The sequence below is a fragment of the Halobacillus alkaliphilus genome (genome assembly GCF_900113125.1).
Lineage (GTDB): Bacteria > Bacillota > Bacilli > Bacillales > Halobacillaceae > Halobacillus > Halobacillus alkaliphilus.
On record NZ_FOOG01000008.1, the window covers coordinates 103003 to 120547 of the forward strand.

The 17545-nt window shown below is 41.6% G+C and carries 22 protein-coding genes and 1 pseudogene; 14 read left to right on the plus strand and 9 right to left on the minus strand.

Annotated elements, in window-relative coordinates; genetic code table 11:
* Positions 1–63: 63 nt before the first annotated feature.
* The gene (locus BMZ06_RS07030) at positions 64–393 is read left to right on the plus strand and encodes a helix-turn-helix domain-containing protein (protein WP_089751346.1); all 330 of its coding nucleotides are present in this window, start codon (positions 64–66) and stop codon (positions 391–393) included.
* Positions 394–477: 84 nt separating this feature from the next.
* Here BMZ06_RS07030 and BMZ06_RS07035 read toward each other — a convergent pair whose 3' ends face one another.
* Positions 478–1227, minus strand: a complete 750-nt coding sequence (locus tag BMZ06_RS07035) for a sugar phosphate isomerase/epimerase family protein (protein WP_089751347.1) — start codon at positions 1225–1227, stop codon at positions 478–480.
* Positions 1228–1518: 291 nt separating this feature from the next.
* Here BMZ06_RS07035 and BMZ06_RS07040 point away from each other — a divergent pair, with 291 nt between their 5' ends.
* From BMZ06_RS07040 to BMZ06_RS07050, 3 genes are read left to right on the plus strand one after another with little or no spacing between them, the layout of a single operon-like run.
* Positions 1519–1731: a hypothetical protein gene (locus BMZ06_RS07040; RefSeq protein ID WP_089751348.1), complete on the plus strand. Its 213-nt coding sequence runs from the start codon at positions 1519–1521 to the stop codon at positions 1729–1731.
* A gap of 60 nt (positions 1732–1791) precedes the next feature.
* The gene (locus BMZ06_RS07045) at positions 1792–2037 is read left to right on the plus strand and encodes a hypothetical protein (protein ID WP_089751349.1); all 246 of its coding nucleotides are present in this window, start codon (positions 1792–1794) and stop codon (positions 2035–2037) included.
* A 12-nt stretch (positions 2038–2049) separates the two neighbouring features.
* Positions 2050–2298 (plus strand): hypothetical protein, encoded by a 249-nt coding sequence (locus BMZ06_RS07050; protein ID WP_089751350.1) that lies wholly within the window; start codon positions 2050–2052, stop codon positions 2296–2298.
* Here BMZ06_RS07050 and BMZ06_RS07055 read toward each other — a convergent pair.
* Together BMZ06_RS07055 and BMZ06_RS07060 are read right to left on the minus strand one after the other, a co-directional pair.
* Positions 2283–2579: a hypothetical protein gene (locus BMZ06_RS07055; protein ID WP_089751351.1), complete on the minus strand. Its 297-nt coding sequence runs from the start codon at positions 2577–2579 to the stop codon at positions 2283–2285. The genes BMZ06_RS07050 and BMZ06_RS07055 overlap by 16 nt on opposite strands.
* A gap of 1 nt (position 2580) precedes the next feature.
* Positions 2581–2901, minus strand: coding sequence for a hypothetical protein (locus BMZ06_RS07060; protein ID WP_089751368.1), 321 nt, complete (start codon positions 2899–2901; stop codon positions 2581–2583).
* 250 nt (positions 2902–3151) lie between these two features.
* Here BMZ06_RS07060 and BMZ06_RS07070 point away from each other — a divergent pair, with 250 nt between their 5' ends.
* Positions 3152–3616 (plus strand): hypothetical protein, encoded by a 465-nt coding sequence (locus tag BMZ06_RS07070; RefSeq protein ID WP_089751352.1) that lies wholly within the window; start codon positions 3152–3154, stop codon positions 3614–3616.
* Here the strand turns inward: BMZ06_RS07070 and BMZ06_RS07075 are convergent.
* Positions 3613–4038 (minus strand): Hsp20/alpha crystallin family protein, encoded by a 426-nt coding sequence (locus tag BMZ06_RS07075; RefSeq protein ID WP_089751353.1) that lies wholly within the window; start codon positions 4036–4038, stop codon positions 3613–3615. The two genes, BMZ06_RS07070 and BMZ06_RS07075, sit on opposite strands and share 4 nt — an antisense overlap.
* A 560-nt stretch (positions 4039–4598) precedes the next feature.
* Between BMZ06_RS07075 and BMZ06_RS07080 the strand changes: the two genes are divergently transcribed.
* From BMZ06_RS07080 to BMZ06_RS07120, 9 genes are all read left to right on the plus strand, one after another.
* The gene (locus BMZ06_RS07080; RefSeq protein ID WP_089751354.1) at positions 4599–5912 is read left to right on the plus strand and encodes an ABC transporter substrate-binding protein; all 1314 of its coding nucleotides are present in this window, start codon (positions 4599–4601) and stop codon (positions 5910–5912) included.
* 203 nt (positions 5913–6115) lie between these two features.
* The gene (locus BMZ06_RS07085; protein ID WP_014644783.1) at positions 6116–6976 is read left to right on the plus strand and encodes a carbohydrate ABC transporter permease; all 861 of its coding nucleotides are present in this window, start codon (positions 6116–6118) and stop codon (positions 6974–6976) included.
* Positions 6976–7800, plus strand: coding sequence for a carbohydrate ABC transporter permease (locus BMZ06_RS07090; RefSeq protein WP_089751355.1), 825 nt, complete (start codon positions 6976–6978; stop codon positions 7798–7800). The genes BMZ06_RS07085 and BMZ06_RS07090 overlap by 1 nt, the downstream gene beginning before the upstream one ends.
* A gap of 20 nt (positions 7801–7820) precedes the next feature.
* A complete protein-coding gene (locus BMZ06_RS07095; protein ID WP_089751356.1) occupies positions 7821–8882 on the plus strand; it encodes a LacI family DNA-binding transcriptional regulator in 1062 nt (353 codons plus the stop codon).
* 30 nt (positions 8883–8912) lie between these two features.
* Positions 8913–9632, plus strand: coding sequence for a ThuA domain-containing protein (locus BMZ06_RS07100; RefSeq protein ID WP_089751357.1), 720 nt, complete (start codon positions 8913–8915; stop codon positions 9630–9632).
* A 15-nt stretch (positions 9633–9647) separates the two neighbouring features.
* A complete protein-coding gene (locus BMZ06_RS07105; protein WP_089751358.1) occupies positions 9648–10688 on the plus strand; it encodes a Gfo/Idh/MocA family protein in 1041 nt (346 codons plus the stop codon).
* Positions 10685–11725, plus strand: a complete 1041-nt coding sequence (locus BMZ06_RS07110; RefSeq protein ID WP_175477819.1) for a Gfo/Idh/MocA family protein — start codon at positions 10685–10687, stop codon at positions 11723–11725. The genes BMZ06_RS07105 and BMZ06_RS07110 overlap by 4 nt, the downstream gene beginning before the upstream one ends.
* A 24-nt stretch (positions 11726–11749) precedes the next feature.
* The gene (locus BMZ06_RS07115; protein WP_089751359.1) at positions 11750–12718 is read left to right on the plus strand and encodes a sugar phosphate isomerase/epimerase family protein; all 969 of its coding nucleotides are present in this window, start codon (positions 11750–11752) and stop codon (positions 12716–12718) included.
* 63 nt (positions 12719–12781) lie between these two features.
* Positions 12782–13477, plus strand: coding sequence for a YesL family protein (locus BMZ06_RS07120; RefSeq protein WP_089751360.1), 696 nt, complete (start codon positions 12782–12784; stop codon positions 13475–13477).
* A gap of 50 nt (positions 13478–13527) precedes the next feature.
* Here BMZ06_RS07120 and BMZ06_RS07125 read toward each other — a convergent pair whose 3' ends face one another.
* From BMZ06_RS07125 to BMZ06_RS20610, 5 genes and pseudogenes are all read right to left on the minus strand, one after another.
* Positions 13528–13863, minus strand: a complete 336-nt coding sequence (locus BMZ06_RS07125; protein WP_342708614.1) for an EamA family transporter — start codon at positions 13861–13863, stop codon at positions 13528–13530.
* Complete coding sequence (locus tag BMZ06_RS07130) at positions 13850–14197, minus strand: EamA family transporter (protein WP_089751362.1); 348 nt, start codon at positions 14195–14197, stop codon at positions 13850–13852. Before BMZ06_RS07130 ends, BMZ06_RS07125 begins: the two co-directional genes overlap by 14 nt.
* Positions 14190–15938, minus strand: a complete 1749-nt coding sequence (locus tag BMZ06_RS07135) for a DUF6020 family protein (RefSeq protein WP_089751363.1) — start codon at positions 15936–15938, stop codon at positions 14190–14192. The genes BMZ06_RS07130 and BMZ06_RS07135 overlap by 8 nt, the downstream gene beginning before the upstream one ends.
* On the minus strand, positions 15928–16872 hold the full coding sequence (locus BMZ06_RS07140; protein WP_089751364.1) for a glycosyltransferase family 2 protein: 945 nt from the start codon (positions 16870–16872) through the stop codon (positions 15928–15930). Before BMZ06_RS07140 ends, BMZ06_RS07135 begins: the two co-directional genes overlap by 11 nt.
* Before the next feature lie 456 nt (positions 16873–17328).
* Positions 17329–17545, minus strand: a pseudogene (locus BMZ06_RS20610) (IS110 family transposase); the annotation flags it as partial.

Sequence of the window (17545 nt, forward strand, 5' to 3'; positions counted from 1 at the left end):
TTTAAATAGAACGAACTCACAAAATATGCTATACTCATACTATGTAAGAAAGTAGGTGAAAATATGATCGGTGAACGTATCAAACAAATTCGCAAAGCCCGTCATATGTCGCTGTCTGAATTAGCTGAGAGGGCTGGAGTTGCTAAGTCATACTTAAGCTCCATTGAACGTAATATCCAGACCAACCCATCCGTTCAATTCTTAGAAAAAATATCAAAAGAATTGGATGTCTCTATTAATTTTCTTCTTCACGGAGAGTCAGATGCAAAGGATGAAACGCTGGATGATGACTGGTTGGAACTCGTTCAGGAAGCAATGAACTCGGGAGTGTCTAAAGACCAATTTCGCGAATATCTGGAATTTAATAAATGGAAGATCCATCAAAGTAAATAATTAGGCCTGGTTCAACCAATGAATTCAGGCTTTTTTACATACTGAAAAAAGGCGCAGACTTTTTTAAAAGCCTGCGCCTTTTTCTTATTTAAATTTTTGTTTAATATAATCCATACTTATCGCGAGGCTCTCTAACGGAGAACGACGGGTCTCATCCTGCTCAATAATCCACCACTGTACTCCTGCTTCCTCACCTGCCTGGAATACAGCATCCAGATCTACGCCCCCCGTACCGAGCTCTGCAAAAAATGATTCGCCATCCATCGTCATGTCCTTCAAGTGCAAAAGAGGGCTTCTTCCCTGATATCGTTTAAGCCATTGATCCGGCTGTTCCCCTGCTTTTTTTAGCCAGTAGATATCAAATTCTGTTTTTAAGTTTTCAGCTTGAGTATCATCGAAGATGGTCTCAAGGGCTGTACGGCCATCCGAAAGCTTCTCAAGCTCAAAATCATGGTTGTGGTAACATAACGTGATACCTTCCTGACGGCACTGTTCACCCAGACGATCTAAAAGAGGAATTAACTGCTGATAGTCTTCTTCCTCACGTTCCTCTATGTAAGGGCAGACGATATAAGAGCTTCCAATCGTTTTTTGATCGTTAATGACTTGTTCTAGATTATTTTTTAAATCCTCCAGCGGGACATGGCAGGAAGCCGCTTGTAAGCCCGTTTCTTCAAGTAAACTTTTAATTTCCCTGGCTGATAATCCACCGAACCCGGCAAACTCTACAGCATCAAATCCTAAATCGGCTACTTTTCTTACTGTACCTGCAAAATCTTTTTGAGATTCTTCTCTTAGTGTGTACATTTGTGCGGCAACTGGTATGGTTTGCATTTGAAAATCCCCATTTCTAAAAATAATTACCTTTATACAACATTAGATATTTAAGAGAAAAACCCCTTTAAAAATCCAGTATTTATTTATAAGAAATTGAATAATTAGTGTTCAATCCCTTTAAAGGTGATAACTTACTCATTAGTAGAAGAGTAAGCAGTATCTTATACTTTGATTATTGAGATCAACCCACACTATACTCCGGAGTCGAGATTCGACTATACGGCGAAAATACCTGTAGTAAAAATAACAACACTTAACATATCCAAATAATGAAAAGGGGAGAAACACATGGGAAGGTTCGACAAGTTCCTCCGCGACATAAATCGAAGAAATAAAATCTGCTGGAATTGTCAAAGGGAAGTAAGTGAGGATGACCTGGTCATACCGGAAGACGAATGGAAAGTCCATATCCAATTGTGTATAGATTGCTATGATCTTATGGAAGAAGAAAGATGGAAGGAAGAGAAAGGAGCCGCTGGAAATAATCAAACACCTGGGTGACTGACACGTTACCCTGCGGCCTGGAATAGGATATTTTAACAATGAGGTGAGGTGAAATAAATGCCTGTTTCCGTAGTATTTAACCAGATAGCAGTTAATGCACTTAATGATAACTCGACCATTTCCACTGGGCAGAACAATCAGCCTGACTGGACCTGGCAGGGAAAAAACAATAATGCTGCCGGCACCCCGGTAGGGTTTATGATCGCGACAAACAACGTGAATACAGTATTCGATAATGATTTTGTAGATTTGCCGCTTAACAACCCGACTGTTAACAACCCGCAGCCTAACGTTCAATACTAAGGGGCTGGTTCGATGGAGATACAATTCGATTGCATTAACGTTAATCAGATTACAATGAGTTCCGGAATTTTCGTGGGTCCTAATAGTCAAAACAACTGGTCTACTCATCAAAAAGAAAATTCGGCTTTAGGTACCATTGTTGGAAATGGGAACATCGTTCACCAGAATGTAAATGTGATCCACGATGAAGATATGGTGGATATGCCTATTAAAGAAGAAACCATTAAAAAATCCAATGGAAAAGGCTATGGGGACGCATGAATCTCCTTTTCCATTTCATTCTTTATCATCGTTTGAATCCATTCCGGTACTTCTTGATCTTTGCTGTTCACCATCATATCCAGGATCGCTGAATCACTTAAGATGGAACGCAAACCTTTGAGAGAATTGCCGTCACCATAAACATTGCCAAATCCCTGGTTATGTTTTTTGTGGCTTTCAAACCCGCTGGGTGCATTATTTCCCAGATTGACACATGAAGCGCCCTCTACAGTTCCAATATGAATATTGCGTATGAAGAAATTAGGAGAAAGAAAGTTCAAGTTACTCCTCCTTTTCTTTGAATGTAAATTTTAAACCATCTTTTGTTTTTTCCAATTTAGGTTTCTCTTTATAAGATGGTTTCACGTGAACACCAAAGTTATTTCCCAGATTCAGAGCCCCGCTTAAATCTTCAATATCTAAGTGATCCAGTTGGAAACTTAACTGCTCCAGTTTAGGGTCGTGGATGTCAACTTTGTCAAAATGAAAATGATATTCTACGGTTTTACCCTGATTTTCCAACATGGCTTTCTGGAGTTTTAAGATTTCTTTGTAGAGATGTTCGATATCATGAGATCGTTTGTTTCGTCTGCCAAAGAACATCACAGCTACTCTCCCTGAGGATTTGGCTTTTTAATGATCAGTTGTCTATTCTGCTGCAGGACATTTTTGTTTCCTATAATCATTCCGTTGCCTTCATTTTTCTGATGGTGAGCAGTGAACCGGGACTGAACATTCGTGCCAGAGTATATTCCTGAAGAGTTGGAGACTTGATCAACGGTGAGGTAATGAAAAGATATACGAGTTATAGAATTCACCTCCTCTCAGTAAGGTATGAAAGGATTTTGTAAGCATGAAAGAGTTTATGAAGTGGTTCAATCCATCCGACCATGATCAACACCACGGCAAGCCGGGACTCCCGTTTTCAAATTCAATGTTTGATATGGCGAACATCAATAAATACGTGCAGCAATCGATTGAAGATGCCCTTAAACCAACCCAGCATATGTTTGATTCACCCCATTCCACCTCTAATTCCAAGGAACACACAGGTTTTGATTATGAAGTGGTTGAGTTAATGCTTTATTATATTGTTCAAATTCGACTGCCTAAAGAAACAGATATGGATGCACTGCGTCTTACTCTAGGTAACTGTAAATTATATGTGGAAGGTATAGGGGAGGGTAAAAAGACGATTCCGTTGCCCGGACAGCCCAGCCGGCGAAATATATCCGCTCAATACAGCGATGGGACGATTGAAGTACGTCTCCACAAAAAGAGAGAGGATTATGAAAAAGAAATCCACGTTTTTTATTAAAACTGGATTTCTATTTCATTTGCCGAGGAGTTCTTTGTAATTTTGATTAGCACGACCCCGTCTTTGTAAGACGTTTGTACGTCTTCGTATGTGAAATGAAAGGGTACGGGAATGATCCGCTTGAATTCACCCTTTAATCTTTCACTATGAAGTAATTTTTCTTCAGGAACAGGATAGGGATAGGAGATTTGTCCTTTAATAATTAATTGAGTACCCTGCTGGGATAAATGAAGTGGGTCGTTGGAATGGTAACCGGGGAGGTCTATAATTATCACGCCTTCTTTGTCTGTCTCATAATAGTCATAAGAAGGTCCTCTTTTTGGAATAACATGATGCATATCGTTCCAAAAGTCTTCGCCCAGAACTTTCTCAACATTCTCAGAAAAAGCATTCCAGTTCAATTTACCGTTCTTATTATTCATAAGTAAGTTCACCTCGCTGTTTTAGTTTATGAGAAGCCAACTAAATTGATGATGCTTGATTCAATTGCGTGGGGTGTTTAAAATTAAAAGGCCGCAGAAAAGCGTTTTAAGAAAGAGAGGATCTATCTTAGACATTTTCAAACTGAGTTCGATATTCAGTCTGTCCTTAAGATTTTTTTAGAAACTGACTCTAGGTAGGCAGAATGCAAGTTTACTCAACTTTTTCTATTAAAACGTATAAGAGATTGTTTGATCCGATCATGGTACCGCTTCCAATTTCGAGAATTTTTTAAAAATTACTTGTTGTTTTTATAAAAGGAGCGTGTTACTATTTACTTAACTTAAGAGTTATTGAATTTTGTGCAAACGTATTCACGACTTTGCTCATTGGTAGGAAAACTCATTTGATTAAGAAGTTTTAATCTAGTGAATGAGTTTTTTTACATAACAATCGTGCAAACGTATGCGCGCTCGTCGTAGTTAGGGTGTGGCAAGGTCAATTATTTTTTTGTCACGTATTGAAAGCGGATTCAATAATTCGGAAAAATAGGGGTGGAAAAATGAAAGGTAAAAAATTTTACTCGGGTATTGCTACTGCACTTCTAGCTTCTAGTATCGCATTAACAGGCTGCTCCTTCTCTTCAGGCGACAGCGGTGGAGATTCAGGAGGAGAGGAAGCATCTGGAGACGCCGTAACGGTAGATGTTTTCCAATTTAAAGTTGAATTTAAAGAGCAGTTTGAAGAACTGGTTTCCATGTATGAAGAAGAAAATCCTGACGTCAATATTAATGTTAAAACGGTTGGTGGCGGAAATGATTATGGTGCGTCACTGAAAACTTCTTTCTCTTCAGGGGAGGAACCAGATATCTTTAACGTTGGCGGTCCGACAGATGTAGATGAATATGAGAAATACTTAGCTGATTTATCGGATACAGAAGCAGCGGGCGCCGCACTTGATGGTACCTTGTCCAGTGTTCAGCGCAACGACCAGGTACTCGGGCTTCCATTTAACCAGGAAGGTTATGGACTACTCTATAATAAACAAATCTTTGAAGAAGCAGGATTAAATCCTGATGATATTAAAACGATGGAAGATTTAGAATCAGCGGTTCAAACACTTAACAGTAAAAAGGACGAGCTGGGTATTGAAGCGCCATTTGCATTCCCTGCTAAAGAGAAATGGGTAATGGGTAACCACTTGGCGAATGCTTATCTTGCGGATGAATTTAACCATGATGTGATGGAAGCTTATGAAGCTGACACAGTTGAATTTGCGATGGGTGATCAGATGAAGCAATTCACTGATCTGCAAAATGATAACTCTATTCAACCAACATTGAGCCTTGACTATTCTCAGCAGGTTGAAGAACATTTCTCTCTTGGGAATGTAGCAATGATTCAGCAGGGGAACTGGGTGTATAACACCATTGCTTCTATGGATGAAGAGTTCGCTCAAAATAACGTTGGACTTCTTCCGATTCCTGTAGAAGGATATGAAGGAAGCATTCCAGTTGGCGTTCCTAACTACTGGGTAGTTAATAAAGAATCTGAGGATGAAGTCGTGCAGGCAAGTAAAGATTTCTTAGACTGGATGTACACTTCTGATACTGGTAAGAAATTCGTAACGGAAGAATTCAAGTTCATTCCGGCATATGAAGGTTACGAAGATCAGAAAATTGCGGACCCGATCTCTCAGGAAATCTATAACTATGCCAAAGAAGGCAATACACTTGGCTGGGTTTTCCTTGGTGCTCCAACAGCCTGGACAGAAGATGCTCTAGGTGTAGCTATGCAGGAATACATCGCAGGGGACATTACCTGGGAAGAAGTTGAACAGAAGGCAACGAAAGCCTGGGAAGATTCTCGTCAATAGTCTTTAACTAAACAGCCGGCAGGATTGCTTCTATATGATCCTGCCGGTACATATAAATATCTCCTCTATTAGGATATTTAGACGTATAGGTAGTCTAATAGGAGAGATGTTTATTTTAATAATAATATGAAATCGATATCATATTGATAAACCACGGACTTTTTACATAAAAGTGCACGTGTAAAGTATTGGAGGAGGTTCACATGAAAAACCGCAGTCTTGCCTTTTGGCTATTCTTAACTCCCGTGATCCTCGGGCTGGGAATTGTTGTTGTTATCCCGTTCATCTATGGTTTTATTTATTCCTTCACAAACTGGAATGGACTTACTGCTACGGAATTCTTAGGGTTCCAAAACTACATTAATTTGTTCCAGGAAGACGAGTTCATGCAATCGATTTGGTTTACAATCAAATTTGCAGTCGTCACGGTTATTCTCCTAAATGTATTTGGAATGGCACTGGCTTTGATTGTGACACGTAACATTAAGTCCAATAACTTATTGCGTACCGTGTTCTTTATGCCGAACCTGATTGGTGGATTGATTCTAGGCTTTATCTGGCAGTTTATCTTCATTAGTGTGTTTGGCGACATAGCGAACCTAACCGGTATTGAAGGGTTGAATGGCTGGTTATCCACCACAAACACAGGTTTCTGGGGTCTAGTCATTTTAACAGCATGGCAGATGGCAGGTTATATCATGATCATCTACATTGCTTATCTTGAGAACATTCCTAAGGACTTAATAGAAGCGGCAAAAATTGATGGCGCGAGCAGTTTCCAGCGTTTCAAAAACATCACGTTCCCGCTTGTTGCTCCAGCTTTCACGATCAGCATGTTCTTAACGCTGTCTATGTCCTTTAAGATTTATGACCAGAACTTGTCACTCACGAACGGAGGACCTTTTAACTCGACACAAATGGTGTCCATGGAAATTGTCCGCACGGCGTTCTCTGACAATCAAATGGCCTATGCGCAGGCAAAGGCGGTTATTTTCTTCTTAATTGTGGCAGTAGTTGCATTAACCCAAGTGTATTACAACAAGAAACGGGAGGTTGAGATGTAATGAAAAAGAATCACGAAAAACGTAATTTATTTTCCATTGAAATTCTCGGCCTTCTGCTTGGTTTATTGTGGATCGCTCCTTTCTACTTAATGGTCGTAAATGCATTTAAGACGAAACGTGATATTTTCGGCGGGGTATTAGGTTTTCCATCGGAACTAGCTTTTGATAACTTTGTACAGGCTTTTGTCGATTTAGCTTTTCTTAAATCATTGTTTAATTCGGTTCTTGTCACCGGGTGCAGTATAGCCATCATCATTTTGTTTTCTTCCATGGCCGGCTATGCTCTTGCTCGTAACAAAAGTAAATTAAGTGGGTTCATTTTCTTCATTTTCGTTGCTGCAATGCTTATTCCATTCCAGTCTGTGATGATCCCGCTCGTTTCCATATTTGGACAAGCGGACATGCTAAATGCAGGCGGATTAATCTTCATGTATCTTGGTTTCGGGTGCAGCTTGTCGATCTTCCTTTACCACGGGGCGATGACGGGTGTTTCTAAATCTATGGATGAAGCCGCAATCATTGATGGGGCAAACCGCTTCCAGCTGTTCTGGTATATTATTTTCCCGCTGTTAAAACCTATATCCGTGACTGTAGGGATTCTGAACACAATCTGGATCTGGAATGACTACTTGCTGCCTTCTTTAGTATTAAGTGAAGCGAATGCAACCATTCCATTGAAAATGTTCTATTTCTTCGGGCAGTACACGAAACAATGGCACTTAGCTCTGGCAGGGCTGACGATTGCAATTCTTCCGGTTATTATCGGATATTTCTTCGCACAGAAACAAATCATCAATGGTGTTTCTGAGGGTGCTGTGAAATAGAGTCAGAGGAGTAGATGAACGTGTCTGTCACTATTAAAGATGTAGCAAAAAAAGCAAATGTTGCCCCGTCCACTGTATCCCGCGTCATCTCTGACAGCCCTCGGATCAGTGAAAAAACGAAGCGCCGGGTTCGGAAGGTTATGGATGAACTCGGCTATCATCTGAATTACAATGGCCGGGTCCTTGTCAGCCAGTCCACTCAAACGATTGGGATTGTGACAAAGGTGGCTTCTGTCCATTCTTTCGATAACCCGTTCTTCTCGGAATTGCTCAGAGGAATTAGTGATGCCTGCCATGAGAAGGATTACAGCATCTACTTAACCACTGGTAATACAGAAGAATCGATTTACCGGGAAGTGGTGAAGATGGTTCAGGGTAAACGAGTGGATGGAGTTATTGTTTTGTACTCACGAGAAGATGATAATGTTGTTCCTTACTTAAGGGAATGCAACTTTCCATTCGTTATGATTGGCAAACCAGTCTCTCATACGAGTGATACCATGTTTGTGGATAATGATAATGTCCAGGCAAGTAAAGAGGTTACCGATTATCTCATTAGTCTGGGGCATCAAAAAATCGGTTTTATCGGCGGAGATTCCCATTATGAGGTAGCACGTGACCGTCTGTCAGGATTTAAATTATCCTTGAGTGAGCAAGGGCTGGAACTGCCACGGGGCTACTTGAAGAATATCCAATCCGGGAAAGCGGATGCTGAGACCGTGGTGGAAGAGTTATTAAACTTAAATGAACCCCCGACCGGGCTTGTGATTACGGATGATTACAACTCGATGAAGGTCATGAGGGCTCTTGAGGACAAAGGAATTCGTTTACCGGATGAAATGAGCGTTGTCGGGTTTAACAATACGATGATTGCCAGGTTGTCCAAGCCTCCGCTTACAACAGTGGACACCCAGTCTTTCCAGCTCGGTCACGAATCAGCGAGGAGTTTAATCGAATTACTGAATCATCCAGACATGATGAAAAAGAGTATTATCATCCCGACCATTATTGTGGAAAGAGAATCCTGCATAAGACTTGAGGTTGAAAATAAAGACCCAGAACAAGGCCGGGCACCTTATTAAAAAAAGAGATAAAGAAAGGGAGAGGAAATAATGAACGTATTAGTTTGGAATGAAAATCGCCATGAAAAAGAAAACAAGGTAGTCAGTGACATTTATCCTGAAGGAATTCATGGAGCTATTGCCGGTTTTCTTGGAGAAGATCACGAAAATGTGAAAACCGCAACGCTGGATGAGGAAGAACATGGCCTGACCGATGATGTTTTAGCGGAAACCGACGTACTTGTCTGGTGGGGACATAAAGCGCACGAAGACGTAAAAGATGAAATTGCTGAAAAGGTAAAGCAGCGCGTTTTGGAAGGCATGGGACTTGTCGTTTTACATTCAGCTCACTTTTCTAAAGTGTTTAAGAAACTCATGGGCACGACCTGCGATTTGAAATGGAGAGAAGCTGACGAAAAAGAACGTTTGTGGGTCGTGGATCCAACTCACCCGATTACAGAAGGCGTGGGAGAGTATATTGAGCTTGAAAAAGAGGAAATGTACGGTGAACATTTTGATATTCCGGCACCGGAAGAACTGATTTTCCTAAGCTGGTTTGAAGGTGGAGAAGTGTTCCGAAGCGGAGCAACTTTCCGACGCGGAAGAGGGAAAGTCTTCTATTTCCGCCCCGGCCATGAAACCTATCCAACTTACCACAATAAAGAAATACAAAATGTAATCAAAAATGGTGTGAAATGGGTGAACAACGCGAATACTCCGAAACACGTTTATGGGAACGCCCAGCCTTTAGAAGAAATTTCTACTAAATAACAGGAGGTTTTCACTATGTCTAAACTGAAGATTGCTGTCCTTGGGTGTGGAAGTATTGCTCAAAATCGGCATTTATTGGAATATGATGCGAATGAAAATGTAGAGATCACAGCTGTATGCGACATTGTTGAAGCAAGAGTGAAAGAAGTAGCTGATGAGTATGGAGCCAACGCTTACACGAGTTATGAAGACCTTTTGGCTAAAGAGAATATTGATGCCGTCAGTGTATGTCTTCCGAACTATCTTCACGCACCTGTATCGATTGCAGCTTTAAAAGCCGGCTGTCACGTGTTGTGTGAAAAACCAATGGCGACCTCCAGAGAAGAAGCGGAAGAAATGATTCAAACGGCTGAGAAAAATAACAAAAAACTGATGATTGCTCACAATCAGCGTTTTGTTCCATCTCATGTAAAGGCGAAAGAATTAATCGCTTCTGGAGCTCTTGGAAAAGTGTACAGTTTCCGTACGACATTTGGGCACGGCGGCCCGGAAGGCTGGAGTGCAGAAGGAAAAGACAGCTGGTTCTTCAAGAAAGATCAAGCCTTTATAGGTGCAATGGGAGACCTTGGCGTACATAAGGCAGATTTACTTCGTTACATCCTTGGACAAGAGTTCATCGATGTAGCAGGGTTTATCGAGAACAATGCCAAAGAAAATATCACCGTTGATGATAATGCCGTTTGCATACTGCGCAGCGAAGAAGGCGTGGTAGGCACGATGACAGCAAGCTGGGCGTACCAGCCGGGAGAAGATAATTCAACTGTTATCTATGGTGAAAAAGGAACCTTGCGTCTAGAGGAGGATCCAGTTTACTCATTAGTAGCGCAGTACACTAATGGAGATATTGTAAATTATCAGCTTGGCAAAATACAGTCCAATGACGAAGGCGGACAGAGCAATTCTCATGTGGTTGATCATTTTGTAGAAAGTATTCAAAATGGTACAGAGCCGTTGATCACAGGGGAAGAAGGAATGAAATCCCTGGACGTCATCCTGGGAGCCCTTCGCTCTGGAGAAACAAGACAAATCAGCAGTTTAGAAAGGGTCAAAAAGTGACACGTTTGAAGATGGGGATCATCGGAGCAGGGGGGATTGCCCAGGGGAGGCATATCCCCTCTTTTCAACAATTAGAGGATTCCGTAGTACTGACGGCTGTACAGGATCTAAATAAAGACAGGGCGGAAGAAGCTGCCCGCCTGTTCGATATCCCTCATGTTTTTGAGAATTATGAAGACCTTTTCCAGAAGGTAGATGCAGTCACGATCTGTACCCCTAATAAGTTCCATGCGGAAATCGCGATTGCTGCGCTTAACGCGGGGGTTCATGTGCTCTGCGAGAAGCCAATGGCGATAACGACGGAAGAATGTACCCGTATGATTGCTGCAGCTCAAAAAAATGATCGCCTGCTTTCTATTGGCTATCACTACCGCTTCACCCCTGAAGCTCAGCTTGCCAAAAAAGCAATGGATAACCACGAGATTGGCGATCCTTTAGTTACACGTGTACAGGCGATGAGAAGACGTAAAGTTCCTGGATGGGGCGTGTTTACCAATAAAGACTTGCAGGGTGGAGGAAGTCTGATTGATTTTGGCTGCCACCTTCTCGATTTAGCCCTGTGGCTCCTTGATGACCCTAAGCCCGTGGAGGTTATGGGAAGAACTTATGATCGTTTGAGCAAGACTCCTGGCCAGGTGAACGACTGGGGAGCTTTCGATCATGAAACGTTTGATGTGGATGATCATGTAACCAGCTATATCACGTTTGATAATGGACTTTCGCTACAATTTGAATGTTCCTGGGCCGCGAATATTAAAGATGATGATACCAAATTAAGCATCTCTGGAGTAGATGGCGGCTTAAGCGTGTATCCTTTTGAATTGTATCAGGCTAAATATGGAGCTCTTTGGGACAGTTCAGCCAAGATACGTGAAGGAGAACCTAAGCCAGGATTGTACCAGGCCAAAAACTTTGTCGACAGCTGTCTCGGGCAGGATGAATTAATCGTCAAACCCGAGCAGGCTCTCCAGGTGACGAAATTAATGGAAGCCATTTATTTAAGCAGTGAAACCGGAACAAGTGTAAAGCTCGACTAAACGAATGAATGGAGGAGTCATGACATGAAACTAGGTGTATTTACAGTATTATTTTCCGATAAATCTTTTGAAGACATGCTTGATCACGCGAAAGCTTCTGGACTTAAGGCTGTTGAGATTGGAACAGGCGGCTACCCGGGAAACGCTCACTGTAATGTAGATGAGCTGCTCGAAAGTGAAGACAAGCGTAACGAATACTTAGAAAAAGTACATTCTCGCGGATTGACGATCAGTGCCTTCAGCTGTCACGGAAATCCAATTTCTCCTGATCAGACATTTGCCGAAGAATCTCACGAAGCTTTTGTAAAATCGGTTAAACTGGCAAGCTTAATGGATGTTCCAGTTGTAAATACTTTTTCTGGTACGCCGGGCGGTCATGAAAATGATACAGCTCCCAACTGGCCGGTTACCCCATGGCCTGCAGAGTACTCAGATGTGTTAGAATGGCAGTGGAACGAAAAGCTGATTCCTTATTGGAAAGAGCAAGGAGAATTCGCAAAAGAACACGGGGTTAAAGTCGGACTTGAGCTTCACGCAGGCTTTCTTGTTCATACACCCTATACCATGCTTAAGCTCCGCGACGCTACTAATGATGCCATTGGTGCGAATCTTGATCCCAGCCATCTCTGGTGGCAGGGCATTGACCCAGTAGCCGCGATTAAAATTCTTGGAAATGCAGATGCTATCCACCATTTCCATGCGAAAGATACGTATATTGATCAGGAAAACGTAAATATGTATGGTCTTACAGATATGCAGCCTTATGGTAATGTCAGAACGCGTGCCTGGACGTTCCGTTCCGTAGGGTATGGTCACGGGACGCAGGAATGGTCGAATATTATGAGTGCTTTACGAACATACGGCTATGATCATGTAGTCAGTATCGAGCATGAAGACCCGATCATGTCGATTAACGAAGGTTTCAGTCAGGCAGTGAAAAACCTGAGATCTGTATTGATTGAAGAACCACCAGGCGAGATGTGGTGGGCTTAAAAAAATAGTTATAAACCCCTTTTCCAGCAAAAGGGGTTTCCTTCAGATAGGAAGGGGAGACAGATGAGCCGGACATCAGGAATTAGAGGCGGACTATATGCAGTAAGTGAGTGGATTGCCAAGTTTTCACTCAACAATTTACTATGGGCAGTATTCAACTTGCCGATCGCTTTACTCGTTATCAGCATGATATATGCGGAAAAGGTAGAAGATATCTTTTACCTTGCCCCTACATTGATCGTATTGATGCCGATTTTGTTCTTCCCCGCTACAACGGCGCTCTTTGCTAAAGCGAGGGAATGGGTGAGAAAAGATCACGACGACAGACCCGATCGTACGTATATCAGCTACTATAAGGAAAATTACAAGGTAAGTTTACAAGCCGGGATAGTCTTTACGATTCTGTGGGGCGTCTTACTCGGGGATATCTATTATTTCTCTACGGTTAATGAGTTGATAATGAATGTTTTCTTTATCGTCGGAATCATCTTATATGTATTCACGATTAACTTCTTTTCTGTGACAGTTCATTTCGATCTCAAAGCAAAACCAGCGTTTAAAAAAGCGTTTCTCATAACGATCGTAAGTCCTTTGTCTTTCGTGACGGTTGCGATTACTTCAGCGATTATGCTTTATATCAGTGTTTATGTCTTTCCGCTGATGATTCCGATCTTTACAGGATCGATCATCGCGTTTCTCTCCTTCTCATCCTTCTATCGACTATTCTTAAAATTAAATCATAAGGAAAAAAATGGATGACCTGAGGTGAAGACCTCAGGTCATCCATTTTTTGTTAATTAGTATTTGTCTTAGAGAATTAGAAAGAAGGATCCTGCGATAATTAATGTAACGCCGATCACTTTCTTTAGCGTAATGACTTCTTTAAGAAGAAAATAGGAAATAATGAGTGTCCACACATAAGTAATTGAAGTAAGCGGGAACACGATGGTGTAAGGCAGATAGTTCAGTGTAATGATATTTAGTATGGCTCCTGCGCCGTAAAAACTGCAGCCCACGATTAAATGTTTAAAGAAATACGTGTTTAAAGCAAATCCATGGCTGGTAGCTTTTTTAAAAAAGTACCCGCCTACAGCCCCTAGCAGCGTAAACAGGAGCACGACAAGCAGCCAGCTAATTGTCGCCACCCCCAATAAGTGCGGCCCCTACAATGATGAGAAAGGTACCGATCAAATTACTTTCGGTAATCGTTTCCTGCAGAATGATACTTCCGAAAAAAAGAGCAAAAACGTACCCAATGCTGAGCAGGGGATGGAGTACGGATAGACTTCCAAAACGGAAGGAAACGATCATCATGACAGCACCCAGGAAATAAAGGCAAAACCCTAAGATTAGAAAAAAGTTTATACCTCCATCCGACATTTTCCAGAACATCTGGCCAAGGGCAGTTTGGAGGGAAGCGAGCACCATGAATAGGATGCCGATCCGGTTTTCTTTTAAAGATTTCGTAAAATTACTCATGCTGGACCTTCTTTTGTTTAGAATCGAACTTAACAAATACGACAGCAGCCATAAGGAATGTCACCAGTACATTAGCAAATTGGTAACGGAAATCCTGGGCTGGGGTAGCAAGCAGCATCGTTCCCGAATTGAGAAGGACGGGCAACAAGATGAGTAGGGAACGAACCCCCGTTTTAAGAGCCAGCGCTACTCCTGTCAGCAGGATGATGGCCGTGTAGACAGCAGGTCTTAAGACCACTTCCAGCAAATACATTTCAACCCTTACTAAATTGTCGTTGATAACTTGATAAACAGTGCTGCTCAAAGGAGATGTTTTTAAATCGTAGTCATTATAAAGATATACGTTTCTTGCATACGTACTTGTGTAACCATCTTCAGGCTGGTTGATCTGCCAGATAATCGATGTCTGATCTAGATAAGCTTCTACAGCAAGGCCAAAGTTATTGGAAACGACAGCGGCCCATGTACTTAAATAGTAGCCGAAGTCATCGAAAATAACATTCTGGTCGTACTCCCCGGCAAATTTAATTTTATCCGTCAGATAAGGATTATAATTCTCTTTCCAGGTTTCCAGCGGCAGAATAGAATCAAGGTAGCTACTCTGTTCTTCCGTTAATTCACCGTCTTCCTTAATGATGTGCGCGAACTGCTGCGTAGGAATACTTAATGCTTCATTTGGGCTTGTTGCACGAACATCCATATAGTTAAAAAAGGGCCCGGAGATGAGGAAGTAGGCAAGGCCGACGAGAATAAGCGTTGTTATCAGGCGCTTGAAATAGGTCCGGTAAGCAATCAGCAGGAGAATGGCCATAACCACGAAAATAGGGAGACCGTTGCTGCGCATTAAGCTGATGGCTAAAGCATTAATCCCGAGCATAAGCTGGTGCCAGTTGGAAGCGAGCCAGGTCCCTTTGCTTGAAACAATATTATAAGTGAAAATGGTAAATAAAAAGATGAAACCACTAAAGAATATGTCCTTCCATATGGCAATCGGAAAGATTCCGTTTAGTGGATAAAGACCAAATAACAGCACTCCGATCCAAACCCACTTCGAATTCACTCCGCGTTTTTCAAGACTATACGCAGCATATCCGCCGAAGAGGGCGAGGATGACAATTTGTGAAAATGCTACGATCGCTGGAGTTTTCCAAATAGAAGTTAATCCCAGGATGTACCACGTATAAACAACCGGGTGCCAATTACTGAAGTCAAGGGTGTGGATCTGTTCCCAATGCGATAAAGAATCCGGTGTCATCGTTCCCGGATAGTAGGCTACTAAATACATAGACCAGACTAAAATAGGGAAAATCGCATAAACGCAAATTTTCCACTTTGAAACGGTTTTCCAGTGAAGGGAGACCGAATGGTGGACCAGTAGATAGAGAAGCCATGCGACGGAGACGAATAAGGTTACATAGGAAATAAGAAAAACATAAGCAGCGAACAGCCACGAAGAAGCGGCTAAATACCCGGAAGACGTTTTTAAACTCCACATCAGGATAAATGAAAATAAGAGTAAGAACACCAGCACCGGAGGGCGCATTGTAAAACGAATATAGGAATTCTTCTGGTTCAAAAAGGATGTCAGAATTAACTTATGGATCACGGTGAAAAAGACAAATGTGAATCCAATGACCACCCAATGTGTTTCGACGAATTTCTGATAAAGGGACACTAAAGCTATTGTACTTAATACACTGGCTAAGATACTGATTAACCAGAGACTTGTCTTACGATTCATAATCTTGTTCCTTCATATCCTGCTTAATTTTGTTCAGTTCCCACTCAAATTGTTTTTTGAAGTTGGCTGCGACAGTATCCAGAATCAAGCCGCAAGCGAACGATAATACGGAAAGAATTACGAGTCCAACCGCTAAGATGGCCGATGGAATTTTATCAATAAATCCCGTTTCCCAAAATTCTACGATAACGGGGACGCCGGCAATTAGCCCAAAAACCAGAAATAGAATGGACCAGAAAGAGAAGAACAGCATAGGTTTATACTCTTTGAACAAGGTGAAGATCTTATTAAGTACTTTATAACCGTCACTTAAGGTATTGAGCTTGGATTCGCTTCCTTCCGGACGGTCTTTATATTCGATCGGGATTTCTTTAATCATAAAACGTTTATCAAGCGTGTGGATCGTCATTTCGGTTTCAATTTCAAATCCCGGGCTCATGACCGGCATTGATTTTACAAATAGACGGTCAAATGCACGGTAACCGGTCATAATATCTTTCAGGTCGCTTTTATACAAGAAGTTAATTAATCCGCGTACCATATTGTTTCCTAAATTATGAAACTTCCGTTTGTTTTCTTCCACGTAAGTTCCATTAGATAAGCGGTCGCCGATGACGATATTCGCTTCCTGATTTTTTAGAGGTTCCAGGAGCTGATGGACAAACCGAGCCGGGTACGTCCGGTCTCCATCCGCCATGACATAATAATCAGCGTCAATGTCCCGGAACATAGAGCGGACCACATGTCCTTTACCTTGTCGGAATTCTTTCTTAACAATAGCCCCATGTTCACGGGCTACCTCAGATGTTCGGTCTTTAGAATTATTATCGTATACGTAAATATCAGCGTCTGGCAGTTCTTTTCTAAAATCTTCAATGACAGCGCCAATTGTTTGTTCTTCATTGTAACAAGGCAGGAGAACGGCAATTCTCAACTTAAAAACTCCTTTATCTCTAAAATCGACTTGTAAATTGGATAACTTCATAAATATAGCAGATATTTCAACAGATTTCTAGTTTACTATGAAGTAGGATAAACTCAAAGGGAGCAAGGATCAGTTCATGAAAACGTGCATTTCGATGATAACATAGCACCTCTACCTTGTTGATGCGTATGGTGCGGGTGGATGAGCAAGTTTATAGAATATAGAAGAAGAAGAGGAGAGGATGCTTTGGAAGAACAGAAGTTTTTTAAAGGATGTCTATGGGGGACGCTGATTTCCTTCCCTTTATGGCTGATTGCTATCCTATCCGCGTGGAAATGGTTTAAATCTTAACTTAAAGACTACCCTGAAAATAATTACAGCTTTAAGACCGCACTAAATAAGGGGATCTTATTACTTTTTTAAAAATCCCTGAAGTCACTTTGATATTTATTTCATTATTCTTCTCTAAGCCGACTGTGGCGATAAGTCGACTACAAAACCTAAACGTTGAAGACTCTTAATTGCCTTTTGTTTTTTTGCTTCTAATGCTTGTTGGTTATAATGGTTTGCCCCTTGTTCTTTGTACATTTCTCTTTTGGTTAATAGGTGGTACACGATCACAAGTAATGTCCGGGCGATGGCAACTCTCGCTTTCTTAGACCCTCGACGGAATTTAAGTCTT

Bases quoted from the DNA above. Each gene is read 5' to 3' on its own strand.
- BMZ06_RS07030 (WP_089751346.1), top strand. From the start codon at position 64: ATGATCGGTGAACGTATCAAACAAATTCGCAAAGCCCGTCATATGTCG.
- BMZ06_RS07115 (WP_089751359.1), top strand. From the start codon at position 11,750: ATGAAACTAGGTGTATTTACAGTATTATTTTCCGATAAATCTTTTGAA.
- BMZ06_RS07120 (WP_089751360.1), top strand. From the start codon at position 12,782: ATGAGCCGGACATCAGGAATTAGAGGCGGACTATATGCAGTAAGTGAG.
- BMZ06_RS07060 (WP_089751368.1), bottom strand. From the start codon at position 2,901: ATGTTCTTTGGCAGACGAAACAAACGATCTCATGATATCGAACATCTC.
- BMZ06_RS07090 (WP_089751355.1), top strand. From the start codon at position 6,976: ATGAAAAAGAATCACGAAAAACGTAATTTATTTTCCATTGAAATTCTC.
- BMZ06_RS07045 (WP_089751349.1), top strand. From the start codon at position 1,792: ATGCCTGTTTCCGTAGTATTTAACCAGATAGCAGTTAATGCACTTAAT.
- BMZ06_RS07050 (WP_089751350.1), top strand. From the start codon at position 2,050: ATGGAGATACAATTCGATTGCATTAACGTTAATCAGATTACAATGAGT.
- BMZ06_RS07105 (WP_089751358.1), top strand. From the start codon at position 9,648: ATGTCTAAACTGAAGATTGCTGTCCTTGGGTGTGGAAGTATTGCTCAA.
- BMZ06_RS07085 (WP_014644783.1), top strand. From the start codon at position 6,116: ATGAAAAACCGCAGTCTTGCCTTTTGGCTATTCTTAACTCCCGTGATC.
- BMZ06_RS07130 (WP_089751362.1), bottom strand. From the start codon at position 14,197: ATGAGTAATTTTACGAAATCTTTAAAAGAAAACCGGATCGGCATCCTA.
- BMZ06_RS07035 (WP_089751347.1), bottom strand. From the start codon at position 1,227: ATGCAAACCATACCAGTTGCCGCACAAATGTACACACTAAGAGAAGAA.
- BMZ06_RS07100 (WP_089751357.1), top strand. From the start codon at position 8,913: ATGAACGTATTAGTTTGGAATGAAAATCGCCATGAAAAAGAAAACAAG.
- BMZ06_RS07070 (WP_089751352.1), top strand. From the start codon at position 3,152: ATGAAAGAGTTTATGAAGTGGTTCAATCCATCCGACCATGATCAACAC.
- BMZ06_RS07080 (WP_089751354.1), top strand. From the start codon at position 4,599: ATGAAAGGTAAAAAATTTTACTCGGGTATTGCTACTGCACTTCTAGCT.
- BMZ06_RS07135 (WP_089751363.1), bottom strand. From the start codon at position 15,938: ATGAATCGTAAGACAAGTCTCTGGTTAATCAGTATCTTAGCCAGTGTA.
- BMZ06_RS07075 (WP_089751353.1), bottom strand. From the start codon at position 4,038: ATGAATAATAAGAACGGTAAATTGAACTGGAATGCTTTTTCTGAGAAT.
- BMZ06_RS07040 (WP_089751348.1), top strand. From the start codon at position 1,519: ATGGGAAGGTTCGACAAGTTCCTCCGCGACATAAATCGAAGAAATAAA.